Raw genomic sequence first — 24,980 nt, 5'->3', positions numbered from 1 at the left:
TATCAATATGACATTTATATATAAAAAAAGCTGCTTCCCCTCCGATACACTCGGTTAGAGGTAACAGCCTTATTGAAATCCTTATTTATCATCCACATTCCACTCTCTATAAAACTGCTCCAAAAACATCTCCATCCATTGATGCCGGACAGCCGCCAGTTCTTTAGCGTAAGCTGTATTCATTAAATCCTTGAGCTTTAACAACTTTTCGTAAAAATGGTATATGGCACTTTTTCCCGCAGCACGATAATCATACTGTGAAAAATCCTTTTCGGGGTGATGCATCATGCTGCCTTTGGAGCCTGCATACATAAAAGTCCTCGCGATGCCAATCGCTCCAAGTGCATCCAACCGATCTGCATCCTGCACAACCTGACCTTCCAGCGTATCCATAGGTGGATTTTGTCCACCATTATAGGACATCGTACCGATAATGGTCATCACATGCGTAATCACGCCCGGATCGCTTACATGCAGACGCAGCCAGTGCTCCACTTTGTCGAGTCCCGCTTGTTTGGAGTCGTTTAATTTTTCATCCGCTACATCATGCAGCAGCGCTGCCAGTTCACAAATAAACGTATCTGCGCCTTCTTTGGCAGCAATTTCGAGGGAGAGCTTTCTCACCCGGTCAATGTGCCACCAATCGTGACCGCTGTGGTCATGCTCCAACTGCTGCTGTACAAAAGGTTCTGCCTGTTGAATAATATCTGCCAAAATAGCTTCCTGTTGCTCCGTTCGTTTCTCCATAAGTCACCTTCTGCTCCACCCTTGTATTCCAAGGCGAGTTATTTTAATTTCTAACGCTTGTTCATTTACCTAATCATTTGCTTACTGCGGATCATAGAAAGCGCCTTACGGGCTGCCAGCTTTAATCGCCCGGTTGCTAGCTCATACCCATATGTCCCAAAAGGGTACACCGCTCCTTATCTTTCTACTCAAAATCTGCTATATAAGGCCGAAAAGGACAGGCTATCTCTATTTTATTCTATATGGTGTATGGCATCCAACCTTTGTGATGGAGTTAGTGACCGTACAAAAAAGAACTACCAATTCCACATCAACAGTGGTCTCGGAAGTTCTTTTGCGTTTTGCCTATCCTATCTCTATCCTATCAGACTTATTTACGTATCTTACTCCACGACACCAAGCTCGCGGTTTTTTTCCTTGAAACGGCTGTTGTGGGAAGATACATAGGCCACTTTATCTGCTGCGGGATCAATGTACAGCTTGGCGCTATTCAGCGCAAGGGCAGCATCCGTAAACGTACCCGCAATCAGATACAGCTTGCTTCCGTACTCGACAAAATCGCCTGCGCCGAAAACCCCTGGCAGATTCGTTTCCAGCTTCTCACTCACTCTGGCATGCCACTCACCCATATCCAGTCCCCAATCCCGAAGCGGGCCAAAATCCGATTTCAGACCATGGTTCACAATGATTGCATCGACGTTCAATACTTGTGTTTCACCCGTCTCTACATGACTGATCGTCACCTGTTCAATCGTCTCGCCATTATTACTATGCAATTGGCTCACCGCGTAAGGTGTGAGGACATGAACAGAAGACGCCTTCATGCGAACTATATTTTTCTCGTGACCGCCAAAATGCTCTCGACGATGGACTACTGTCACACTTGCGGCAATAGATTCCAGCTCATTCGCCCAATCCACAGCCGAGTCGCCTCCTCCGGAAATCAGGACATGCTTGCCTCGGAACGGCTCCAATTCTTGCACAGTATAATGCAAGTTTGTAACCTCATAGCGGTCAGCTCCTTCAATCTCCAGCTTGGCCATTTTGAGAATGCCATAGCCTACTGCCAGCACCACCGTACGTGTCCAATGCTGTTCCCCTGTCGCAGAGGTCAATAGGAAGGTTCCATCCTCTTGCCGATCCAAACCTGTGATCTGCTGTCCCAGCACAATCGTAGGCTCGAACGTCCGCGCCTGCTGCTCTAGCTGATCAATCAGCTTTTCACATAATATCGGCGTGACACCTCCAACATCCCAAATCATCTTCTCCGGGTAAATGCGCATCCGTCCGCCCAGCTCATGCTTGGCTTCGATCAGCTTGGTCTTCATATCTCTCATTCCGCTGTAAAATGCGGTATACATACCGGCAGGACCACCGCCGATTATCGTTACATCATATAATTCCAAGGACTCTTTCACTCTGCAACTCTCCCTACCTTAGCGTGATATGTCTGCTCCTATTATAATTGATAATAATTATCAATATCAATTAAGAATTAAAAACATATCCGCTTCGGGAGTTTTTGTGACCTTGGAACTACATTTTTATACGGTATATATGGCTGTTGTTTCTCTCATTTTTCTGAGGTATTCAGGAATTGCTGCACTATAGCACGTAACGCCTTCTCATTAAGTCCTGTCTGTACAAATTGAAAACGGTAATTTGCCAGTCTCTGTGCGCGGTCTATGATCTGCCCCAGATGATAAGCCGTATGCTCCACCACATGGTAAACATTGTACATATCTATCGCGCCTGTGTTGTCCAATGCTGCGCAGAAGGATGAAAAAGCCTCTTCCACCTCAACCATAAGCTGCACCTTGTCTTGTAGCGAAGGTGTGAAGCTATCCTCCATCCCTTGCTTATATGTAATCGTCGGATCTATGAGCTTAGCTGCGTTTCTACGCACATGCACCATGATATGATTGATAATACCACCTATACTGTTCGTTTCCCCTTCACCAACCTGCCACAGCACCTGTTCGTCCAAAACCTCGACGCAGGCCCGCAGCTTTACCAAGTATTGATCGTTCATTCTGTGCTTGGAGATGATTTTAAACTCATGTATGGAAGAATCCATATTATTCCTGCTCCTCTCATATGAATTTTTCAAAAAATGACTTCCCATCTATAATCCAATACCGCTCAGACGGAGACACCTCGTTCAAAAAGTTTTGATATTCCCCATTCCATCCCGCTGGAACATAATGCTCAAACGATGCTGGCTCTGGAAACAGCGAATAGAGAATTTTCTGGTCAAAATCAACATACAGCGCAGGGCAGAACTCTAACACCTCATCCTTATGCTCAATGGCATCAGCCAGCATACTGAGCAGTAAGGTTAGTTCATCAGCAGCTACTCTATATTCACAGATATGCCCCAAAAATGCTCCTGCCGTTGTTTCATCCAAAATGGGAATACCAAACCGTTCCTCCATTTCTGTATTCAGAAACCAATACTCTCTTTCGGTCACATACCAGTTCCATTGTCCTTCAAAAATGACACCCACAATGATGTTTTGCGCATATTCAGGCTGTAATTTCATAAGCTTTTCGCGCTACCCTCCTTCTTACTTTCTTGTTGTATACCACGACTTCGCAAAATCTTTATTTGGGATACTCGGTTCCGTTTAATGCCAATATAACAGATTCCAACGGCAGAATCGGACGTTATAGCAAGGTGTCTCCGAATAACCGTGGAGAATTCAGACCCATGTATGAGCAAGCGTATATGCGAAAATCCACTTACAGTTCTATCCAAAATCGATTCATACGATTTCCATCTTCATCAACGTAATCCTGATCCGGTGTTCCTCCGTTGCCAAGGATTGTTTTTTTGGAGGCGATATTATCGGAGTCGCATACGACCAAAGCTCTGGAAATCCCCAGCTCTTTTGCTTTTTCCAGTGCCAACGCAAGCATAGTAACAGCGTAGCTATTCCCCCGTGCGGAAGGACGGATACCGTAGCCGATATGCCCTCCGGTATTTAACAGCTTTTCGTTAAGCTCATGCCTGATGTTTACCACTCCGACGACCTGCTCAATTGCAGTCACAAGCCAATACGTTGAGGTTTTGACCCAGCCTTCCGACAGACCAATTCCATTTTCCTGATTGCTCAAAAACGTCAGCATACCTTCAAAATCATACGGTTCTGTAGAAATTACCCACGGTACCATAAGCTCCTGACTCTGTTTCCATTCCTCATAAAAAGAAAGATAAGCTTCCTTCCATACACTTTCCGGCTTTACCAAGCTCACTGTTTGCACGCCTATCACTTCCTCCTATTAAACTCGCAATTCTTCTTGCCTAGTGTTCATATATCTCAATATCCGTGAATTTACGGGCCCAATCTGTAAAAGATTGCTTGTCATCCCAAGTGACCTGCTTCATCGCTTTGGCACAGCCCCAATTTAAAATCTGCTGATGCAGCATATGCACCTGGAAGCGTTCTACAAATCCTTTTTTATCTTCCATCCCTTTCAAGTAAGCTGTAAGAAAACGTCTGGCCAGCTCTTCCTCTCCATTCTCCAGATACATTATGGTTATTTTCGGAAGGTCTGCAACCCCGTCACCAAAATAGGCTGTCGTAAAATCAAAAAGCCCACTGACTCTCCAACCACCATCGCCGTTTTTAACAAGGAAATTTTGCGGTTTAAAATCTCCCATTACAAATGTGTTGGTATCCAGTTGATCGAATGCTTGGCGTGAGCCTTCCAAAATACACTCTACCCATGCTATGTCCTGTGCAGAAATGTCTGAGTATTTTCGGGCATCCTCTAGCCAGTAACGGATACGTCCATATAACCACGCCCGATAAGAGACATCAAAAGGACGAATAGCCAGACTGATTGTATCCAGCTCTCCACTGTTCTCAACCTTCCAGCTATGAAGCTCCAGTAGTACAGTAGCCAGCATTTCAGCCATCTGTTGTTGACCAGGCGGTGTCAGTCTCGCTTGCAGCTCGGGCGTATGTATATGCTGACCGTCTAAACAAGGCATAACAGCATAGCTCCAGCCAAAAATATCCTCGGTTTCATCCACAAGATACGGTGCAGGCACAGGAATTTGGGTCCTTGTATGTAGCTGCTCCACTATAAACTGCTCTTCCACCCATTGCCCTTGAAAAAGCGGGTTGCCCTTCAATACAAATTGTCCAGCCGTCGAAGAAATATAGAGGGTTTGTCCCATGACGCCTTCTGCCGTTTTCCCCGAAGATCGCAGGCGACCCAGATTGAAACGATCCAGCATCCTCTGTAATTGATCATCTGCTACCTCCCCCAACCGGTTAGAGGAAAAATAAATGGTCGTCGTCATCTCTACACCCCATAGTTTTTGACCGTTGCTTCCAAAGTTTCATTCGTGTCCTGTATCCACACCTGGCTCACCTCAAAGGTTCCGGGAGCGAAAAACAATGGGAATCTCTGTTTAAACCAATCCTGCATCGGCAGATCGAGCGCTTCCTCCATATCCACCCATAGCAGTTCTCCTTCTGGAGGATTTTTTAGCAGCTCCCCTTCACTCGCAGTAGCCAAATAGTTAAATACCATGTATCTTAACCCTTTGCTAGGGTCACAAAATTCGTCAATTCCTTTAAATACAATTTCCGTTACGGTTAATCCTGTTTCTTCCTTCACTTCACGAATGGCCCCATTCACAATGCTCTCTGGAAATTCTACTTTCCCTCCTGGCGCGATGTAACCTGGAAAGCCCTTTTTATCCGGTCTGTTGAGGAGCAGTACCTTGGTTCCATCCTGAATCATGCACATGGTATATATTTTGTGTGTTACTTCCGTCGTCAATCCGATCATACCTTTCTTTATCCCTATTCTTTATAGTATAACTCCCTTTAGCCGCATATATTAGAGTCCTCGCTAGATGTTTTTCTTATAATAATAGTGCTTAAAGCCTCGGGGGGCATCATCAATGACGCCGATCACTTCGTACCCATACTTTTCATAAAAATCGGGTGCTTGAAAAGTAAATGTGTTGAGTTGTATAAAGGTACACCCTTTATCTTTGGCGATTTGTTCGATCTCACCAAGCAATTGTGAACCATAGCCCTTCCCTCTGTAGCTCTGATCTATCCACAAAATATCTACCTCCACCCAGTTCCAGCACAGCACACTTAAAAGACCACCGATCACCTGACCATCGTCGTTTTTGAGGGTAAGATTGATCTCCTCATATCGGGTTTGGATATCTTCAGGTATGTGTTTTGCGTTAAATTCAATCAGTTTGTTCCTGACAAATCGCGCTTCATCCTTACTGCTTCGACTCATTTGAGGTTCCAGCGTCATGGCATAAATCCTCCAATTTAAAATTAAAATTTATAATCGCTTGAAATAAGATTTTCACGTTAAGCTTCATCGTAGTTACTGTTTTATATTGTATAAATATTTCCATGTAAAGTCACCTTCTCATTTTTCTTATTACACCAAAAAGATCACAGTAATGATTCGAGAAAAATCTCGTCAATTACTGTGATCTCTTATCAACCTTGTAAGATCGCTTTATTTTTTCCAAAGAAGGCAGAATGATGAGACGAAACACCAGCCATATCTAAAGCGGTTGGTTCCAGATAGAGCTTAGCACTATTTACGGCTAATACGGCATCATTAAATGCTCCTGCAATTAAACGAACCTTACTGCCATAGGTGATAAAGTCTCCAGCCCCAAAGATTCCCGGAATGCTTGTACGCATTCGAGCATCAACAGAGACACCATAATCTTCCCTGTCTAGTCCCCATTTCAATACATCACCAAAATCACGATCAAATCCATGACTGACTACAACTTCATCTACTTCAACCTGCTCTATAGCACCGGTCTTGATATGCTTGAGAGACACGCTTTGAATAGAATCCCCCGTACCATATAAGCAATCTATCATGTACGGTGTCATGACCTTAGCGGATGCTTTCATTTGGGCTACAGGCAGTTCATGTGCAGTAAATTCATCTCGTCTATGAGCCACAATAACTTCTTTGGCCAGCTTTACCATTTCATTCGCCCAATCAACCGCAGAATCTCCGCCCCCTGAAATCAGAACTCGCTTATCTTTAAATCTGGACAAATCTGTAATCACGTAATGAAGGTTCGTCAATTCATACCGATTGGCCCCTTCAACATCCAGCTTTTGAACTTGTGTCATTCCTCTTCCAGCACATAATAATATAGTACGTGTGTAGTGGCATTCACCCGTTTTTGATGTCAGTACAAAGACATCATCATGACGTTCAAAATGTGCGATTTCCTGACCTAACACAATGGTGGGATCAAATGTTTTCGCTTGTCTCTCCAAAGCATCAATTAATCTTTCACATCGTATCGGACCTACTCCGCCCACATCCCAGACTAATTTCTCAGGATATGTACGCATAAATCCGCCTAGCTCCTGTTTAGCGTCAATTAATTTGGTACGCATCGCTCTCATTCCACTATAAAAAGCAGCATACATACCAGCAGGGCCGCCGCCAATAATGGTGATATCGTAAATATCCCGTTGCACTGTATTCATTTAAGGCACCAACTTTTCTACGATATAGTCAATAAGCAGACTTGATCCAATTGGACCTTCACCTTCAACGAAATCACTTGTTTTTAGTGGAAATACATGGTTATTTTTAACTGCGTCCATGTTCTTCCATAACGGACTTTCTTCCAAACTTTTCAGTGAATCTGCACTATTATAATTTTGTATCATTCTCTTCTCAAGGAAAACAAAATCCGGTTTGATTTCAGGTAAAATCTCTAGTGAAAATGGTGTAAACCAGTCTTTTGAGTCTTTAAATATTTCAGGGATTTTTAGCCCAAGTGTTTTATAAAAGAATTCACTGCTCTCGCCAGCTTGTGATCCTAAATAACGGTATTGTTTTGGGTCTACTCGAAGAATAAGCACCGTTTTATTCCCAATAGCTTGATGAATTTTTTCTCTCGCCCTTGTCGCCTTCTCACTAAATTCAGCTAATACCTTTTCGGATTCTATCTTCTTATCGAAGAGGTCTGCTAATTTGGGCATTGCGTCATACATGCCACTACCTGCCTGTAAAGCAATAGTTGGAGCAATCCTGGATACCTTTTCATATACTTGTGCATCCATCCCCTCTCCTTGTGTGATAATCAAATCCGGCGATAAATTAAGCAATTTTTCATAATTCATTTGATACTGTTGCTCTTGAATCATTTTAACTCCATGCTTTTCAAAATATGGCAGACGATAAGCCGGTTCTATTTCGGGAACAAATGAAACCATTTGTGGCGTAATTCCCATTTCAATTAAATACTCTGCATATTTGGAACTCATAACAAGCATATTTTTCGGATGAGATGGGATCGTCACATCTCCAAAAGCATCCTTCACGACTCTTGTTCCACTGCTCTCCTGATTCTCTACGGAAGAAGCCGCTTCCTTCTGATTTGATGCATTGGAACACGCTGCTAATACGAAGGTAAAAGCTAACAGTACGGTTCCCAATCGTATCATCGCCCGTTTTGACATGATGGCCCTCTCTTCTATTGATAATAATTATCATTATCAAAGATTATCAAATAAGAAGATATCCTTCCATAGCTAACAGTGCGTATTGAAGTGGATTATTGTGCTCTATTATTTGGTGAATCCATTAAACTGCTCACGATTTGATCCATAATCATCGTATACCCGACAACTCCACTACCATCCACCCACAGACTCGTATCTATATAGAACACCCGATGATCTTTAACTGCTCTTACATTTTCCCACTGACTGCTCTCCATGAGTTTCTTCATATTTTCCTCTGCGCTGAAATTCTCCATCACACGTTTCTCCACAAATAGATAGTCAGGATTAGCCATAAGTAGTTGCTCAAGGGAACATGGATTAAACCATGCTTCTCCCGCCTTTAGCGGTTCTGGGAGTGATAGTCCTAACTTCTGATACAGCAATTGAGATACCTCGCTTGAATATCCCCCAAGATATCGATATCCAAAGGGTTCTACTCTTAGAACCATGACTGTAGCAGAGGATTCTACTATTCTTTTTAATTGTTTTCTTGCTGCTCTCACTACTTCTTCCATTTGAGCCTGGAGCTTTTCTGCTGCTGCCTTTTTATTAAATAAGGCTGCAAATTGATCAAGCAAAACATCCAAATTGATGGTAAGACCTGTGATAATGGGTGCGATTGTGCGCAATTTCTTCTTTATATCTTCCGTTAACAGATGTCCAATAATCAGCTCCGGCTTCTTTTGTTGAATTAAAGTTATATTCATATCGTATTGTGGTACTTCCAGCAATTCTACTTGATGTTTCTCAAATAATTGCCGTTGATGCTGTGGTAATAGCAGGGGGGTGACCATAACCGCATATGGTATGATGCCTAATTCAATTAAAACGTCAGCACAAAGCGGTGATATCGATAAAATTTTGCGTTGCTCCAAGGTTCGAACATAATTTCTTGGCGACACACCTGTAAAATGTTTGAAGCGGCGGCTAAAATAATGAGCATCCTCAAAACCTACTTTTTTAGCAATCTCTTGAGATTTCGCTGAAGTTAATAACAGCTCTTCTTGTGCGCGATAAATCCTGTATTTCGCTAGATACTCTAGAGGAGGTTGGCCACATAATTCACTAAATTTCCGAGAATAATGCCACTGACTTATGCCTGCCATCTGTGCTAATTGCTCACGTGTAATCACTTCATCGTAATGTTCTTGCATATAGGTGATTGAACGTATAATTCCATTTTCAGTGGTCTGCTGCTCAGTTGGCTGTTTATGATATAAATTCTTCAATAATCCATACAAAAGATGTTGATTCTCAACCATCATCTCACTAATTCCATCACAAACTTGTTCTTCACTCAAACGGTCACGTATACTCGCTAAAAAACCGCGGGTTAACTGCACTTTTTGATAGGCTTCCCCGGTAGGTACATGCCATTCAAATTTCATGATTTCTCGTTCTTGGTGGAAAGAATACGTATCAAACTGAATTTTCCAGCCAGCCAGATCAAGATTCCCACCCTCTAGAACCTCAATCAACGATCCCTTTTCGATTGCAATCAAATACCCAAATGCAACATGGACATGCTGCCCATTAATATTCCAAACCGCTTGCCCGTCTGTAATGAGAATCAGTGCATGGCTAAGAAAATAATGTATTTCTCCTACGGTAAGCCATTTATCAGTTAACGGCTGAGTTGACTCCCATTTCGCAATCCATGCGTTCTCATTTGGTTGTGCTTGTACTCGAGTCAATATTGTTAATCTCCTGTTCCTGCAAATATAAATGATTATGTCAACGATTTTAAGATGAATGCTCTTATTATTTAAAACAAATACGCCCATGCACGGAAGAATCCAACATGGGCTTTAGCTATTTTAACACAATCTTTTTTATAGATTCAACTAACAGCTCTATCAAACGAGCTACTTATGAGGCACTGACTGGAGTCAGCTTGCCGCCGCCAGACAAAGTAATGGTCTCCCCATTCAACCAGCTATTTGCACTCGCACTTGCATCATAATAGATGGTGTGTCCGTTATCCACGATGTTTGAGAGCTTAATGTCGCTGTCTGTCAAAGAGGTTAGATAGGAATCCGCTGTAACGACCCATTTGCTCGTTTTGTCCAAGGTTAAAGTAACCGATTTAGCTGTGTTTTCCGAATTTATAGAACCTTTCAGGGTTGTCTTGTTTTTCAGATTAGCTGTAATGGAACTGATTTTATCCGCAGTGATGCTGCCTGGCAATGTTTGGTTATCTGCGTTCAGTGTCACATTCGCCCCGTTTGAACCTGTGGTTCCCCACTTGTCAGCAGCAGCGTTCAGCAATACTTCTGTATTTCCTTTTAATTTGGCCCCTTTCAGGTTAACCACAGCTTCTGTATTGGTAGAATAGAAGATCGGACCCGCCTTAGCCGTCAATGTACCATCATTCATCGTAAAGACGCTGGTTCCGACCTCGGCATCGCCCGAAAAGCTTTGATACAGCATGACGCCACGATCTACATCTCCAGACAGGCTGGTGTTATTGACCGTAATGCTGTTTCTACCCTCAATGACAGCCGCTTCCGATCCGGTTGCTTTCAAATCCGAATTGGATACAGTAATCGTACCTGTCGAATAGATGCCTGGGGAACCTTTTCCTGTTGTTTTGCCCGTTGCTTTGGTCACATTAATCGTACCGTTACCCCGGTCTGTCGCAATAGCGGCGGAATGCTCACCAGCCGTTTGGATTTTGATATTCGTTGCATGAACCGTTCCCTTCAAGGTAGCATCCAGTCCACGCGAGGAGTCGGCGCTGGTTTGAATGGTAACATCTTTTACATTAATGGTAGAGCCTTCTCCTGTTGCAAACACCGCATTGGCTCCGTTGGCATCCGTTTTAATAGTGGAATCCGACAACTGAATGGTGCTGGCAGAAGCAGCTAAAACCCCGGCGTTCAGGCCGTAAAAGTTACTGTAATCGTCCGATGAGGTAGCGCCTTTTTTAGTCAGAGTGGATTTGGAAAGTGTTAATTTTCCACTGTCCGTTACTTTGACAATCGACTGATCTGCCTGATCCGCAGCAATCGTCTGCTTGGACAGGGTTACACTTTTACTGCTTTGTGTGTATTTTGCTGTTCCGTTATCTGTATAGCTGTCCGAGCCTTCACCTGGTTGTCCGCTGGGTGGCTCGCCATCCGGAGGCGTTCCTTCCGGTGGGGCTTCTACGGTTGCGCTAGTACCTGTGGTACTGGTGTCTGTGGAAGTTACTGTAGCGGGATCCTCTTGAGTGGCTGTTACAGATGATGAAGTAGAAGTAGCGGTCGTCCCGTCCGTCGATGAGCTGGCATAAGCATACGATGCAGTAATGGAAGCCAGCAGTACAGCCGTAGCGATTACATTCAATTTCTTTTTCATAAAATCCATCCCTTTTCATAGAGTATTTTTTGGTGAAGCCTGTATGCATAGACTTGATGGTTCTACAAGGTGTCAGGGAGCTTATAAGGAGTGAATTGCTTGTCCTTATCGGCTACAAACTCATTTTAGAACACTAGATTGAAAATAAAATGAGTGCTTACTGAAGGTTTGCTGAATGCTAAAAAAACAGGCCCCCCGGTGAGGCGGAGAGCCTGCTAACTGCTGTCTTCTGTTGTCTATTGTCTGCCGTAAAATGAGAAGAGAAAGTTTGATTAGATTGAAATATCCAATGACTTCCCAACACCGGTAATGTCGCTACTGTTAGCAGTGTTGACACGAGTGGTTTCCGTGTTGCTTGGTAGAGCTGGCTGTTGCGCTTTTGGAGTTGACGTGCCGGTGGATTGAGAGCTCTGCTGGGCAATTTGCGCTTCAATTTGTTTAATTTGCTGCTGAAGCTGCTTCATTTTTGTTTCTATTGTGTCTTTATTATCCTTACTTTGCTGTACCTTGTTGTACTCCGCTTCAAGTTGAGCTTTTTGCTTTTCCAGACTAGCTGTATCATTGGTACTCGATGAAGATGAGGTGCTTGCAATAGATATAGAACTGCTGGATGTCGATGAAATGTTCATAAAAGATTCCGCCTTTATAATAGTATGTGTTTACAGTTGTGGGCTAACTATACTCTAAGTAATGGTATTGCAAAGTATGACTATGAAGATGATGAAACAGATTGTTCAAAAACTTTAGCGATTTTATCAAATAAAGCCGATATTTCCTCATCTGTCGCATTCGATTCGTCCGTACTGCCCCATGCGTTTTTTAATGCAGACAACAGATCCGTTGCTTGATCATCCTCTGAAGACGTCGAGCCGGACACCAGACTGGAACTCAAAATACTTTGCAAGTCACTCAGGAGAGATCTTTTTTCATCTACGGTAAGTTCCTTGTCAGATGTAGTGCTGTTGTCCTCTTGGTTGGAGGTCTCTTGGATATTCCATGCGAACGGAGGCATAATTCCACCCATCGCTTGCATCATAGGAGGTAGACCGCTGCTATTGACTTCCGACTGGAATGAGTCATCTTTGGGCGGCGGTGCAGGCCGATTATTCTGGATCGTTTCTGCTACTTTATCGAATAGATCCGATACTTCCTCATCCGTTATCGTCGAAATATCCCGATTGGATAATAACTCGGTAACCGAAGCCAGCGGGTTCTTGGTGTTGCTTCTAGTAGGTTCATCTGTTTCAGATAAGGCGCTTGAGGAGGTCAGGTAGCTTTGCAGCTCGGATAATAATGTTTTCTGTTGATCCGTAGTCAACGTAAGCTTATCCTGGTCGTATTTGTAATCATAACTGTAATTTTCCGTAGGAAGCGAGGTTTGCATTCCACCCGCATATTCCATAAATTCCGTGCTCAATTCGAGTGAATCACTCGATTTCTTGTGTGTGGTGTTACCTGTGTTATTTAATCCAGTCTCGTTGGACTTCACCGTATTCGAGGTATCATAGGAAGTCGTGATCAGATGCCTGTTAATGGATAGTGACAAAGTAGATCCCCTCTCAGTGTACATCATTTTTTTAGTTGCCCACCCCTCTTTCATCGGTAGCGAAACTGAATGCAACCTGAAGATACGCTGAATGATAACTGAATAATTTCCCCACTGCTTCCTAGACTATAGTCAAGGAAAATCCCCGTCTCAGGACGGGGATATGAACCCTACTCCAGACAGGAGCAAGCAAAGGTATAATTTGTTACTCTTAGCAGAGAATAAACGAACGTATTCAGAAAATCGAAAGTAGGGGAACGGTTCATGATCCGTATTAGTCATTTGGTTCAAGAGAGATTTCTGTTTTTATTTAAATTTTTGCATTCGCCAGCCTATGTGGGTAGTGTAACACCAAGCTCCAGATTTCTAGCTAAAAAAATGATCGAATCCATTCCATGGAGTGAAATTCATAGTGTTGCCGAGCTTGGTGCTGGTACCGGGGCAATCACTCAATACATTCCATCTGCTGCAAGGGAACAAACCAAGGTACTGCTTTTTGAGAAGGATCAGACAATGCGACGAGATTTAAAAAAGAGATTTCCAAATTATCTTTGTTACTCCGACTCCCTTGAGCTTCAACGTGCTATGCAAAATGCCGAAATTGAACAGCTTGACTGCATTATAAGCGGGCTGCCATTTTTTAATTTCCCCCAAGCGATGCGAGATCAAATTGTAGAACAGATTCACCTATCGCTCAAGGATCAGGGAATGTTTGTCGCCTTTCAATATTCCAAGCAAATGAAACAGCAATTAGAGGAATGGTTTGATATTGAGGAAATCAAGTTTGTGCCTATGAACATTCCACCTGCGTTCGTCTATGTATGCCGGAAGAAAGCATGATTAGGGGGAGTGATTATGGACGTTGAACATTTAATTTCCATCATCGAACAGTATGGCTATGCGGCATTATTTTTTTCCCTATGGCTCGGGATCGTTGGGCTACCCATTCCAGACGAAGTGATTGTGATGACTGGCGGGGCTGTAACCAGCATGGGAATACTTCAACCGTTACTCGCCTTTTTCATCGTATATCTAGGGGTTATATCGGGCTTGTCCTTAGGCTACGTATTGGGAAGATTCTTGGGCACAACCGTTCTGGATCGTTTACGACGAAAAAAGAAAATGGACAAGTACATTACATTTTCGGAAAATTTGGTACATAAGTATGGCAATTTCACCATTTGCATTAGTTATTTCCTGCCGATTGTCCGTCACATCATCCCTTATATTGTCGGAATCAATAAAATGAGCTTCAAGCGTTATGCTCTGTTCTCTTACTCAACAGGCTTGATCTGGACGCTAATCTTCTTTTTACTCGGACATTTCTTCGGCGATCATGTACAAACAGCAGGAGAACTCATACATCGTTATGGCTTACAGATCGCATTGCTTCTCATGGTACTGGCCATACTATTTTTTATAATGAAATATGTTTGGGGGAAGAGAACAACTGAGGAGTAAAGGTTGCTCATGTTCGGCATTCTGGCTTTACTTACCTACATGAAAAAGAAATAGACCGCCCTGACTAAGGAAAACGGTCTATTTCCGACCTTATCTTACGCGGCCGACTGCTCTTTATGCAGTTGTTGTATGCTGAAGCCGTGTTAGCGCACGGCTCCTTACTTATTCTTACCTCATTATAACCGATTTTATAACGTAATTACAGCTATAAAGTCAAATCATAATAATAAAATTCCGGCCAAACTTCTCCTCAAGGATCACTTGGAGAGTTGCGTTGTGGACGCTGTACACCACGGAAATCAAGAAAAGGTACTGTCCGATCTAAATAAAGCGATAATTACATTCGATAGGAAGTGGTTGCTTTGGCAAATGATCTAACGATAAATGACACCACTAACCGGGTGGTGTCATCTACGCTGGTACTACCCCAAGTAGATGACTGCAATTTTTCCTGGCGTCAGCTCGCATGGTTGCCTTGACAAACGGATCAGTGATCCATTATAATCGGATCACTGATCCGAATACAGTAATCGGTGACTGGATCAGTGAAATCCATAAGATACAGCAATCTGTGCAAATGGGCCAGAGATGCTGTCCAACACAACGAAAGGGTGAAAATTCATGGGAAAGCTTGAAGGTAAGGTTGCAGTCATCACGGGGGGCGCTACCGGCATCGGTCGCGCCGCAGCAAAGCGATTCATCGAGGAGGGCGCCTTCGTCTTCATCTTCGGCCGCAGGCAGGAAGCGCTCGACGCCGCTGTGGCCGACCTTGGGCCCAATGCCCGCGCGGTGAAGGGCTCGGTCTCCGATCTGGCCGACCTCGACCGACTCTACGCGGCGGTGAAGTCCGAGCGCGGAACTCTCGACATCGTCTTCGCCAATGCCGGGGCGGGAAGCCAGCTTCCGCTCGGCGAGATCACCGCTGAGCACATTGACGAAATCTTCGACACCAATGTGAAGGGTTCGATCTTCACGGTCCAGAAGGCGCTACCGCTGATGGGCCAGGGCGGTTCGATCATCCTAACGGGATCGAGCGCTGGCACCACGGGCGCCCCGGCAATGAGCGCCTACAGCGCGAGTAAGGCGGCAGTGCGCAACCTCGCGCGGACCTGGGCGGAGGACCTGAAGGGCACCGGCATCCGGGTAAACGTGCTGTCGCCCGGAGCGACGGCAACCGAGCTCGCGAAGGAATCGCTAGGCGAGGAGGGCCAAAAAGTCTTCGCTTCGATGACTCCGCTCCAGCGCATGGCTGATCCGGCGGAGATTGGGGCGGTGGCCGCCTTTCTCGCATCATCGGACAGCAGCTTCATGACCGCCAGCGAGGTCGCCGTCGACGGCGGTCTAGCGCAAATCTGACACGCTACGCCCGGCCGGTCACTCCATTCGATATTCGGAGCCCGTAGGGCGTGGTAAACCAAAGGAGAAGAATATATGAGCTACGCAATTATTGGCTTCGGCAAGATCGGCCAGGCTCTTGCTAAGGCGTTTGCCCGAAGCGGCATCGAAGTATCCGTTGCAACCACTCGCGACCCGGAAAGCTTTGCATCCGCTGCGGCCGCGATCGGACCAGAGATCATTCCCAAAAAATTGGCGGACGCCGTCAAGGCGGACATCATCTTTTTGGCTGTCCGTTTCGAGTCGCACCCGGATGTCGCGAAGGCGCTCCCCACCTGGCAGGGGAAGACCATCGTCGATGTGACCAATGCCTACGGTGTGCCCCCTGAGGAACTGGGAGGACAGCCTTCTTCCAAGTTCGTCGCGCAGGCCTTCACTGGTGGACGATTGGTCAAGGGCTTCAACCATTTGGTGGCTGCCGTCCTTGACCAAGATCCGGCCGTTCATGGTGGCAGGAGAGTCGTGTTCCTGGCGAGCGACGATGACGGCGCAGCAGCGGAGATTGGTGCGCTTGCGGAAAATCTCGGTTTCGCGCCGATCAAACTTGGCGGGCTTTCGGAAGGCGGACTGCTTGTGCAGGCGCGAGGAAATAGCTGGGGTCAACTGATCTTTAAGGATTTGGTCAAGCTCGACTGATGAATCGTGATCGCAAATTCCGATGCAATCCTGCCTCGTGGACAAAGGGCAGCCACAGTTTGATTGAAGCGAGGGCGACGCCGGTAGACAGACGCTTGCCGATCATCTGGCGTGTGCGCGCTTGTGGGTCTGTCTGACGTCCTACTCGGGGAGCTGACGGGCCATGGCACTCCTGCTTGCGCACCTGATCGGGCGTGAGGGTCGGGCTAAGGCGCTGCGCAGCTCACGCCTGGACGGTTTGAACGCCGAGACGATGAAGCTTCGGTCGTGGCCTGCACCCGTCGCGCTTGCAGCTGGCTCGATGGTATGAAATCAAAAAATTCAAGTAGATCGTAGAATCGACGAAAAACCGCAACATACCTAGACCACCTATTACCAACGCATCTACTCCCAATACTGTTGGTGCATCTTTCGGGGTTTTTAAAACAAATTTACCTGCATCCGACTGGAACACCATCCGTGAACAAGTGCGAAATGATGTAATTGGACAAAAGTTGAAAGGCTATGACGACCAAGGAAGAAATGATGGAGATACTGACGAGGAAGATTGAATTTGATATAATGATAATGCAGCACATTGGAGTTGATATTGGATCATGGCTGGCTCCTTAGGGATTCGGCCTGCCCTCGATTCATAATAAAAGCCTGGCTTCTGGTTTACCACATGCTAGCCTTCGGTATTCTTAAGGGATAATGTTACGTAAGCAATACTAACGTTTCAATTTCGCTTGGCTGGGAAGAAATGAGAGATCACTGATCAATACCGATTAGAAGAACAGTTAAGATCCATTCTCTTTGATACTGAAAGACATATTAGCTTTCGATGGAATGTCCCAAAAACAAATCTTTTTGTGGTTTTTACAGATCAAGTTATAACTAGGCGTATGCCGAGAAAAGTCGCGTACCGGGAACGCAGGGAAAATCAACGCCTGATCGTGACAGTAAGCTTTCGCTATTTGAGTGGGGTGAAAACATGATGCGAGCCGACGCCAGAAAAAATTACAGTCATCTACTTGCAGTCGCGCGTGACGTCGTCGCCGAGCATGGTGTCGATGCGTCCATGCGAGATATCGCCCGCCGGGCCGACGTCGGGTTGGCCACATTGCTTCGTCATTTCCCGACGCGGGAAGCCTTGTTCGAAGCGTTGCTGCGTACGAATCTGGAGGCACTGACGCAGAAGGCAGGCGAACTCGAAACGTCGAATCCACCTGACGAAGCGCTCGTGTCCTGGGTTCGCGAACAGGTGGCTTTCGTCCAAAGCTATAGCGGCGTTGTCGCCTTGATGGCGAGCGCCCACGCGGACCCGGACTCCGCGCTTTACGCTACATGCGCAGCGGTGCACTCAGCGGGCGAGCGACTATTGCTCCGAGCTCAGACCGAGGGAACGGCGCGCGCCGATATGAATGGGGACGACTTGTTCGCCCTGATATCGGCGCTCGGCTGGCTTGTCGGCCAACCTTCATTCGCGCCACGGACCGATCATCTCTTCAATGTTATCACGAGCGCCATCTATGCTACCGGAAAATAGCACCCTCCCTGGAGGCCTTAGAGTCTTTCATTGTCGAAATGAAAAGCAAATTTAAACCTGAATAATGTCCTGCAGTTGGGGGCATGCCTCCTTCAGATCGATGCATAAATAAAATCCCGCCAGTACTGGCGGGATTTTATTTTGCTAGGACGAAGCGCCATATTATTATAGCTGAATTGAATCTTTACTTGCGTAATTTTCGGTTGCGTCTGCGATACTTTGTGTTTCGCTTTAAACTTCTTCTTGATTGCATGTTTAAATCGGGTGGACACAGAGGCAGCTGCAGGCGAATTCAACCGTTTCTTTCGCACCCTGGAAACCCTTGGACCAAGGAATCCCCTTTCCCCATTCGACTACGTGATTCACCATCTCCATCCATTGTTGTTGCATTTGTATTCCTCCTCATTATGATTTTGTTACAATATTCTTTTGTCAAAATCTTTAAAGACTCCTAACAGAGATGCGAGAATTTTAAATTTTTTGATGAATCATATCGTATCCTTCCTTATAAGCACCTCCGATTCTGTATATTCCAGGATTCCATCGCTACTGTGTCTAACCATTCAGGAGCCTGTTTTTCCCGTTATCTAAATAAAGTGAAAAGTTCAAAGTTTACTCCAAAAATCTCAAAAAATATGAGTACCGCAAAAAATTAGGCAGAACTGGCCAACGTGTTACGCGGGGAGCTCGCAGGCTTGGAGGCTTGATCGAGTCATTTTATGCCTATCGAGCGAACCGGTTGGATTATTTAGCTGCCTCTCGATTCGTCCAAGGCAGGTACGTGCACCTTCCCGGGTTAACCATTGCCCCACCAGGGACAATAGTTGCTACAGGGTCTAAATTTTTTCTGGGAGGGATAAGTCCGGCAATCGTTTCGTTGTCTTTTCAAAAAGAAAAGGCCCTCTTCAATTCGAAGAGGGCCTCTTACCAGTATCAAAACGTTTCGTTTATTATCCATTCCTTGCTTACATTAATCTATCAGCATTGGAGTACCTTCTATTGGTTTAATTAGTATTATCGATCAGCTGCTTGGCTGCATCTACCGTGGGAAGCTCAATAGAGCGTTTCGTACCAAAGTCTACCCTATAGCCATCCTCCATTCCATACTGCAAAATAGAGTAGCCCTTATGCTCCTCGATCTTCGTATAGGGATCCGGAGTAGCCAGGGAAAAGGAACGTAGCATCAGCAATTTTATCACCGCTGGCCAATTCCACGTCGGCCGTCCCGAGTTGAGACACTTCTTAAATGTTCCCCAGAAATTCAGACTCATCGGTAATTTCGCCTACTTCAGATAAAACGACTTTATCCTTTGGGGGATACTGCTGCAGTAGTTAATACGCGTTGTAGGGGTTTACGTGATATGCATTTATCTAGGGATGGGAATCGCTGGCGTATGGCTTTCGGTTGCTATTGACTTACTCATGCGTGCCGTTTTCTTGCTGTTGCGTTTCAAACGAATATTTCGGCCCCTCCCTTGGATCAAACAATCACGGTTCGTGATTCATGATTTAACTTGGGATTCCTCAAATTTAACATTTTTATCCAAATGCTTGCGGGTGGTGTCAGCTACGCTGGTACTACCCCTAATCTTCATTTACAAATAAATCATTCAATATCCATGATCTTTCCATCGAGATAGAAGAAAACGAAGGATATAATTGTGTGAATCCAATCAATTTATCTTCTTCTGCATCCTTTATGATAAAGATGACAGATTCCATTGCGACAAAACGCTCGCGCTCCCTCGATATCCGATTCAGTTTATAAAATATTCGGTATTAATCAAACAATTCTGCGATTTTATCCAGCTTTTCAATGGTAGCTTGTCTGACAAAAAATCTGTTTATATGGAATAATTTTCCTTTTTTAAGTCTGTCTAAGAATGTTCACAAAATGTTCGATATTTTCCTATTGATTTGATGTCACTATGATGTCACCTTTCGGTATACCAGATCACTCTGTAATGATACAATATTTACATGATATTTTTTAATAGCGTGTTAAAAATATTTTTCATCCCGAAGGTTTGCAAGTCATGTCTAATTCTTTAGAGATATTAATTGAACCCATCATCAGAAACCGATTAGAAAAATTGTATAGCATGCTTTCCAAAAAACACACCAGAATACAATCAATTTTCTATGGAATGTAACCAATACTTCCAGCAAATTCGTGAATCCGTTCCTGAACATCTCGAACACACACTATTCTTATATGAAGATGCTCAAATCTCTCTTCAATCTATTTTAGAGAACCAAATATATTTACAAGGATTTAAAGACGCCATACAATTTTTAGATGAATTACGCGTATCTTATACCAACTAATAATTATAATCTAAACCTATTTATCTCAAATAGAAAACAAACACCTAGAAACAGACGTTTTCATTTTTGTCCTTTTTAGCAAGACTATCCATATGATATACTATGAACTAACAACAGAATGGCTTAGATGGGCGGTCGGCTAGTCTCCTGCAAAGGAGGTGATGCCTGTGGAGGTTAAAGATACGCTGATGTTGATGATTCAATTTGCAACGTTGGTGATCTTGATTATTTCCTTCAACAAAAAGAAATAGACCGCCCTCTGGAAAAGGAATGCGGTCATATTTCGATGACTAAAACTTTTTGAACAGCCACCGCCCTTATAAGCGGCTGTTGTCAAAGAGTGAGGATGTTGGTAGCATCCTTACTCTTTTTTAGTATATACCTTTTGGCTATAGTTTATCACAGGAAAAACCATATTGCCAATATGGAAAATCCTTTATTCAGGCACCCAACGGTAGGATTTCCCACCTAATATTCTCTATTCAAATATCAGATGACAGCATTTCATCCCAAGTTATTTTTTCAATTTAAGCAGCTTAACCAGCTTGTCATGAATTGCAGTATTCGGGTAATTTCCGCTAAATTGGGAGGCGCCGGGTCCCATCGCAGTCAGTGCCACATCTACTGCGGTATGCCCTTTTGTCGTCCAATCGATATAAAACGTTTCGTTCGTGCCTTGTATGGTGAATGGACCATCTTCATTCGTGGTGCCGTCGTCGGCTTCGTCTTTCGCATCCTTGCCTTCAATGGCCAAACCACCCGTTTCGTGGTCAGCTGTAACCAGAACCAATGTATCTGGATGCGCTTTGGCATAATCTTTGGCTACTTTAACGGCCTTGTCGAGCTGCTGCCCAGCCTTGATCGTTAATGCGCCTTCATTGTCATGCGCCATCTCATCCGTTCCTTCTTCCTCTATCATCAGGAAAAAGCCTTTTTGGTTTTTGGAAAGAACATCAATCGCTTTCGTCGTCATATCAGGCAAAGAAACGGTTGGGTTATAAGAGTTCCCCAGCTTATTATGAGCTTGGAACATCTCTTCATTGGCGAACAAGCCGAGCAGTTTAGAGCCTTTGGCTGCTTTCATTTCCGCCTGATCTGTCACATAGCTATAGCCCAATTTCTTGGCCTGTTCCACTAAATTTCCTTGAGTTCCCTTACTAGCTTCCTCAGGATCTTCTGCCAGCGCATCTGGATGTTTACCTGCTGTACCCGCAGGATACCAAAAATCCTCACCACCACCCAGAATAACATCCAGCTCGCTATTTTCCAGATACTGCTTAGCAATTTCGCTTTGCGCAGAGCGCTTTTCGACATGCGCACCAAAGGCTGCCCCCGTTGCGTCCGTCACCTGACTTGTCGTTACGACACCTGTGGACATACCTGCCTTTTTCGCCAGCTCCATGATCGTTGTGACGGGCTTTTTATTCAGATCCATCCCGATAGCACCGTTATATGTTTTTACACCTGTTGCAATGGCAGTTGCGGCGGCGGCGGAATCTGTAACCAGGTTGTCCCCTGAGCTTGTGCTAACCAGCCCCGTTACAGGCATGTTATCCATTTCAAGCAATCCCGACTTCCCGACTGTTGCAAGACGAACCGCATTGCGGCTTGCTTCTCCCATGCCATCGCCGATAAAGAGAATGACATTTTTAGGAGCATCGACTTTTACTGAGGTAGACTTCTGTGCTTTGGATACTTGTGCTGTAGTGGACTTTGTATTAGATGAGGCTGCAAAAGTGGTAGGGATGTCAGATGATAACAATGGTGCACCCAAAACCGTAATAGCGCCTAAAGCAAGAATACTCTTTTTCATTGAACGCTTCTTCACAAGGTCACACTCCAGTAGATTTAATATAAATATATGATGAAATAATCATATATTTGAATTGTAAAGCGTCATCAAGCAAAAGATCACATAGATGTAAAAAAACAAAACCCGGCCTCAGATAGCTTCGCTTCTATCCAGGTCCGGGTTAAAATCTTATAGGATCATCTCATAATAATTTCAATATGCTTGTAAAAAGCGTTGAATAACCGGGATATCCGGAGGACTAATTTCATCAGGAAGTTGGTCGAGATCAAAAAATCTTAATTCCTTGACTTCATTTGGATCTTCCTTTAGCTCTCCGGTGTATTCGGTACAAATATAGGCTGTAACGACATTGTATACTTCGTCCCCATGTGGATATTTGTAATATAATTGCGGCCCGGAAAACACATCCAATAAGGTAAGGCTACCCGCCTTCAGTCCTGTTTCCTCGGCTAATTCTCTTACCGCGACCTCTTCCATAGATTCTCCCGGTTCCAATGACCCGCCTGGCAATCCCCATAATCCATTATCTGTTCTAAGTCCCAGCAATAATTGGTTATTATTAAGTAATAGCACACAAGCGCCTGCCATGATTAAGGGTCTGGTACCTACCACTTTTCTTAAGTCCATAATATAGCCCAATCTGATCACTCTTTTCATTCGTCAAAAGAAGGCACCGACTCTTGTGTTGTCAAGAACGATGCCTTCTGATGTTTAGATGTCATTTGTACCTTTTTCCTCTTAAATCGCTGCAATTTCCTTGCCAATTGGCATGGTGTAGTACAGTGGCTTTTGCTGTTCGTTTTGCTGGTAGACTACGAGTAGCAACGTTCGGCCTTCAGCGGTCAAAGGGCTGCCACCACTCAGGATATGATCCAGCCGGAACGGCAGAACATCCAGCACAGCGTGCTTTTGCAGTTCCTTTTCACCCAGCTTCAAGGAAGCGAAAGACGGAATCACCTCGCGGTATGGCTGCGGCTGCGAACTGTCCGAAACAGAATGGCCATCTGTAGCATGAGAAGCAGGTGCAGCAGTTTGCGTCGCATCTGCCACAAAGTCTGCAACCACAGGTGACAACAGCGCATCCGGGTGCTGGAGAGCCATTTTCATATAGCTGGACCAATCGTCCTTCTCCAAGGCGTGTTCCCACCAGATTTTACGCGGCTTGTATTTATGGTTCAGGAAATAGTCGAGCTTCATCAGCCCAAGCACCATATCCATTCGCTTCGTTCCGCGTGATTCAAGAAAGGACTGGAGACGCGTGAACAGGTCTTCGAGCTGGTGACCGATTTTTTGCCAGCCCTGTCCCTCCCAATAGTCTCCGAACTCCTGAAAGAAATCAAAGGCCGACGCAAATTCGCGCTCGATCAGATAGTTCACCGTATGATCCATACGATGGGAGTTCCAGTATTTCTCCAGCACATCTTCCAAACGTTTAAGCCGAACGATATCGGCAAAGGAAAGGACGTCATTGCTCAGCATTTCATAAGGCGCAACATCCATGTACGTATAGTTGTACTTGTCTGCGTCGATACGCAGTCCAGTGCCGCGCAGCATTTTGAGGAAGCCGAGCTGAAGCTCTTCCGGGCCGAGCGCAAAAACGTCATTAAACGTTTTACGGAACGTGTTGTAATCCTCCAAAGGCAGACCGGCGATTAAATCGAGATGCTGGTCGATCTTGCCGCTTTGCTTGACCTTCGTAACGGTACGGGAAAGCTTGGCAAAGTTCTGGCGACGCTTGACCAGCTCATTGGTCGGATCATTCGTCGACTGGACGCCGATTTCAAAGCGGAATACGCCCGGCGGCGCGTTTTCCGCCAAATAATCCAACACCTCGGGACGCATAATGTCTGCCGTAATCTCAAACTGGAAGACACATCCGCGATGGTTTTCAATGAGAAACTTGAACATTTCCAGCGCATAATCGCGTTTAATGTTAAAGGTCCGATCGACGAACTTGATCAGGTTGGCTCCGTTGTCGATCAGATACAGAATATCCGACTTCGTACGCTCAATATCGTAATAACGCACCCCTACCTCAATACTGGACAGACAGAACTGGCAACTGAACGGGCAACCCCGACTGGTTTCAAAATAAACAACCCGTTTGCCTAATTCCGGTATATCCTCTGCAAAGCGGTACGGTGACGGCAGCTCGTTCAAGTCCGCCTTTGGACGGCCCGGCATCTGAATGACCTCTTCTCCCTTGCGGTAGGCCAGTCCATATACAAAATGGTACTTTTGCGTACCCTCAATCTCCTGAAGCAGTTGATGAAAGGTTTCCTCCCCCTCACCGACAACGATAAAATCCACATTCGGCAGGCGTTTCATCCAATGGTCGGTATCGTAAGAGACTTCCGGGCCACCGAGAATGATTTTGACCTCCGGCATAATCTTTTTCAACACATCAATGACTTTAATCGTCTCTTCAATGTTCCAGATATAGCAGGAAAAGCCGATGACATCCGCTCCCCGCTGAAACAGGTCGGATACGATGTTCATCACAGGGTCCTTGATCGTATACTCCGCCAGCTCAATGTCAAAGTCCTTTTCACTGTAGGCTTTGAGACACCGGATCGCCAGCGAGGTATGAATATATTTTGCGTTTAACGTTGATAAAATGACTTTCATAGGTCACAACCTTTTATA

The 24,980-nt window shown here is 44.9% G+C and carries 25 protein-coding genes and 1 pseudogene; 7 read left to right on the top strand and 19 right to left on the bottom strand.

The window, feature by feature from the left end; all coding sequences use genetic code 11:
* Nucleotides 1–81 precede the first annotated feature (81 nt).
* The 14 genes from QMK20_RS07145 to QMK20_RS07080 form a co-directional block, all read right to left on the bottom strand.
* Nucleotides 82–747 carry an HD domain-containing protein gene (locus QMK20_RS07145; protein WP_283655179.1) on the bottom strand — a complete coding sequence of 222 codons (666 nt, stop codon included), beginning with the start codon at nt 745–747 and terminating at the stop codon, nt 82–84.
* Between the two features lie 383 nt (nt 748–1,130).
* Nucleotides 1,131–2,165 carry an NAD(P)/FAD-dependent oxidoreductase gene (locus QMK20_RS07140; RefSeq protein WP_283655178.1) on the bottom strand — a complete coding sequence of 345 codons (1,035 nt, stop codon included), beginning with the start codon at nt 2,163–2,165 and terminating at the stop codon, nt 1,131–1,133.
* Between the two features lie 155 nt (nt 2,166–2,320).
* Nucleotides 2,321–2,824: a DinB family protein gene (locus tag QMK20_RS07135; protein ID WP_283655177.1), complete on the bottom strand. Its 504-nt coding sequence runs from the start codon at nt 2,822–2,824 to the stop codon at nt 2,321–2,323.
* A gap of 16 nt (nt 2,825–2,840) precedes the next feature.
* On the bottom strand, nt 2,841–3,290 hold the full coding sequence (locus tag QMK20_RS07130; protein WP_283655176.1) for a hypothetical protein: 450 nt from the start codon (nt 3,288–3,290) through the stop codon (nt 2,841–2,843).
* Nucleotides 3,291–3,489: 199 nt separating this feature from the next.
* Complete coding sequence (locus QMK20_RS07125) at nt 3,490–4,011, bottom strand: GNAT family N-acetyltransferase (protein WP_283655175.1); 522 nt, start codon at nt 4,009–4,011, stop codon at nt 3,490–3,492.
* 40 nt (nt 4,012–4,051) lie between these two features.
* Entirely contained in the window at nt 4,052–5,059 is a 1,008-nt protein-coding gene (locus tag QMK20_RS07120) for a phosphotransferase family protein (protein WP_283655174.1), read from the bottom strand.
* A gap of 2 nt (nt 5,060–5,061) precedes the next feature.
* Nucleotides 5,062–5,553 carry an 8-oxo-dGTP diphosphatase gene (locus QMK20_RS07115; protein WP_283655173.1) on the bottom strand — a complete coding sequence of 164 codons (492 nt, stop codon included), beginning with the start codon at nt 5,551–5,553 and terminating at the stop codon, nt 5,062–5,064.
* A gap of 63 nt (nt 5,554–5,616) precedes the next feature.
* The gene (locus QMK20_RS07110; RefSeq protein ID WP_283655172.1) at nt 5,617–6,042 is read right to left on the bottom strand and encodes a GNAT family N-acetyltransferase; all 426 of its coding nucleotides are present in this window, start codon (nt 6,040–6,042) and stop codon (nt 5,617–5,619) included.
* 194 nt (nt 6,043–6,236) lie between these two features.
* The gene (locus tag QMK20_RS07105) at nt 6,237–7,262 is read right to left on the bottom strand and encodes an NAD(P)/FAD-dependent oxidoreductase (RefSeq protein WP_283655171.1); all 1,026 of its coding nucleotides are present in this window, start codon (nt 7,260–7,262) and stop codon (nt 6,237–6,239) included.
* Nucleotides 7,263–8,243 (bottom strand): ABC transporter substrate-binding protein, encoded by a 981-nt coding sequence (locus QMK20_RS07100; RefSeq protein WP_283655170.1) that lies wholly within the window; start codon nt 8,241–8,243, stop codon nt 7,263–7,265. It lies immediately after the preceding gene.
* A 95-nt stretch (nt 8,244–8,338) separates the two neighbouring features.
* On the bottom strand, nt 8,339–9,982 hold the full coding sequence (locus QMK20_RS07095) for a helix-turn-helix domain-containing protein (RefSeq protein ID WP_283655169.1): 1,644 nt from the start codon (nt 9,980–9,982) through the stop codon (nt 8,339–8,341).
* Nucleotides 9,983–10,157: 175 nt separating this feature from the next.
* Entirely contained in the window at nt 10,158–11,627 is a 1,470-nt protein-coding gene (locus QMK20_RS07090; protein ID WP_283655168.1) for a hypothetical protein, read from the bottom strand.
* 272 nt (nt 11,628–11,899) lie between these two features.
* Nucleotides 11,900–12,256 (bottom strand): FlxA-like family protein, encoded by a 357-nt coding sequence (locus QMK20_RS07085; protein WP_283655167.1) that lies wholly within the window; start codon nt 12,254–12,256, stop codon nt 11,900–11,902.
* Nucleotides 12,257–12,336: 80 nt separating this feature from the next.
* Entirely contained in the window at nt 12,337–13,173 is an 837-nt protein-coding gene (locus QMK20_RS07080) for a hypothetical protein (protein ID WP_283655166.1), read from the bottom strand.
* A 264-nt stretch (nt 13,174–13,437) separates the two neighbouring features.
* Here QMK20_RS07080 and QMK20_RS07075 point away from each other — a divergent pair, with 264 nt between their 5' ends.
* The 5 genes from QMK20_RS07075 to QMK20_RS07055 all read left to right on the top strand — a co-directional run bounded on the left by QMK20_RS07075 (nt 13,438) and on the right by QMK20_RS07055 (nt 18,193).
* Entirely contained in the window at nt 13,438–14,013 is a 576-nt protein-coding gene (locus QMK20_RS07075; RefSeq protein WP_283655165.1) for a class I SAM-dependent methyltransferase, read from the top strand.
* 15 nt (nt 14,014–14,028) lie between these two features.
* Nucleotides 14,029–14,634 (top strand): DedA family protein, encoded by a 606-nt coding sequence (locus QMK20_RS07070; protein ID WP_283655164.1) that lies wholly within the window; start codon nt 14,029–14,031, stop codon nt 14,632–14,634.
* A gap of 621 nt (nt 14,635–15,255) precedes the next feature.
* A complete protein-coding gene (locus QMK20_RS07065; RefSeq protein WP_283655163.1) occupies nt 15,256–15,990 on the top strand; it encodes an SDR family NAD(P)-dependent oxidoreductase in 735 nt (244 codons plus the stop codon).
* 75 nt (nt 15,991–16,065) lie between these two features.
* Nucleotides 16,066–16,665 carry an NADPH-dependent F420 reductase gene (locus tag QMK20_RS07060; RefSeq protein WP_137063209.1) on the top strand — a complete coding sequence of 200 codons (600 nt, stop codon included), beginning with the start codon at nt 16,066–16,068 and terminating at the stop codon, nt 16,663–16,665.
* A gap of 973 nt (nt 16,666–17,638) precedes the next feature.
* Nucleotides 17,639–18,193 (top strand): TetR/AcrR family transcriptional regulator, encoded by a 555-nt coding sequence (locus QMK20_RS07055; protein WP_283655162.1) that lies wholly within the window; start codon nt 17,639–17,641, stop codon nt 18,191–18,193.
* Between the two features lie 255 nt (nt 18,194–18,448).
* On the opposite strand, the gene QMK20_RS07050 is transcribed toward QMK20_RS07055, so the two are convergent.
* Together QMK20_RS07050 and QMK20_RS07045 are read right to left on the bottom strand one after the other, a co-directional pair.
* Complete coding sequence (locus QMK20_RS07050; RefSeq protein ID WP_014277671.1) at nt 18,449–18,583, bottom strand: hypothetical protein; 135 nt, start codon at nt 18,581–18,583, stop codon at nt 18,449–18,451.
* 614 nt (nt 18,584–19,197) lie between these two features.
* On the bottom strand, nt 19,198–19,464 hold the full coding sequence (locus QMK20_RS07045) for a hypothetical protein (protein ID WP_283655161.1): 267 nt from the start codon (nt 19,462–19,464) through the stop codon (nt 19,198–19,200).
* A gap of 765 nt (nt 19,465–20,229) precedes the next feature.
* On the opposite strand from QMK20_RS07045, the pseudogene QMK20_RS07040 reads away from it, so the two are divergent.
* Nucleotides 20,230–20,521, top strand: a pseudogene (locus QMK20_RS07040) (hypothetical protein).
* 161 nt (nt 20,522–20,682) lie between these two features.
* A complete protein-coding gene (locus QMK20_RS27575; protein WP_007429455.1) occupies nt 20,683–20,772 on the top strand; it encodes a putative holin-like toxin in 90 nt (29 codons plus the stop codon).
* Nucleotides 20,773–21,035: 263 nt separating this feature from the next.
* On the opposite strand, the gene QMK20_RS07035 is transcribed toward QMK20_RS27575, so the two are convergent.
* The 3 genes from QMK20_RS07035 to QMK20_RS07025 form a co-directional block, all read right to left on the bottom strand.
* A complete protein-coding gene (locus QMK20_RS07035; RefSeq protein ID WP_283655160.1) occupies nt 21,036–22,349 on the bottom strand; it encodes an alkaline phosphatase in 1,314 nt (437 codons plus the stop codon).
* A 177-nt stretch (nt 22,350–22,526) separates the two neighbouring features.
* The gene (locus tag QMK20_RS07030) at nt 22,527–22,973 is read right to left on the bottom strand and encodes an NUDIX hydrolase (RefSeq protein WP_283655159.1); all 447 of its coding nucleotides are present in this window, start codon (nt 22,971–22,973) and stop codon (nt 22,527–22,529) included.
* Between the two features lie 99 nt (nt 22,974–23,072).
* Nucleotides 23,073–24,962 (bottom strand): B12-binding domain-containing radical SAM protein, encoded by a 1,890-nt coding sequence (locus QMK20_RS07025; protein WP_283655158.1) that lies wholly within the window; start codon nt 24,960–24,962, stop codon nt 23,073–23,075.
* Nucleotides 24,963–24,980: the final 18 nt, after the last annotated feature.

Source organism: Paenibacillus sp. RC334 (genome assembly GCF_030034735.1).
Lineage (GTDB): Bacteria > Bacillota > Bacilli > Paenibacillales > Paenibacillaceae > Paenibacillus > Paenibacillus terrae_A.
Note: the sequence above shows the minus strand (reverse complement) of the source record. Positions and strands in the feature narration are given on the sequence as shown.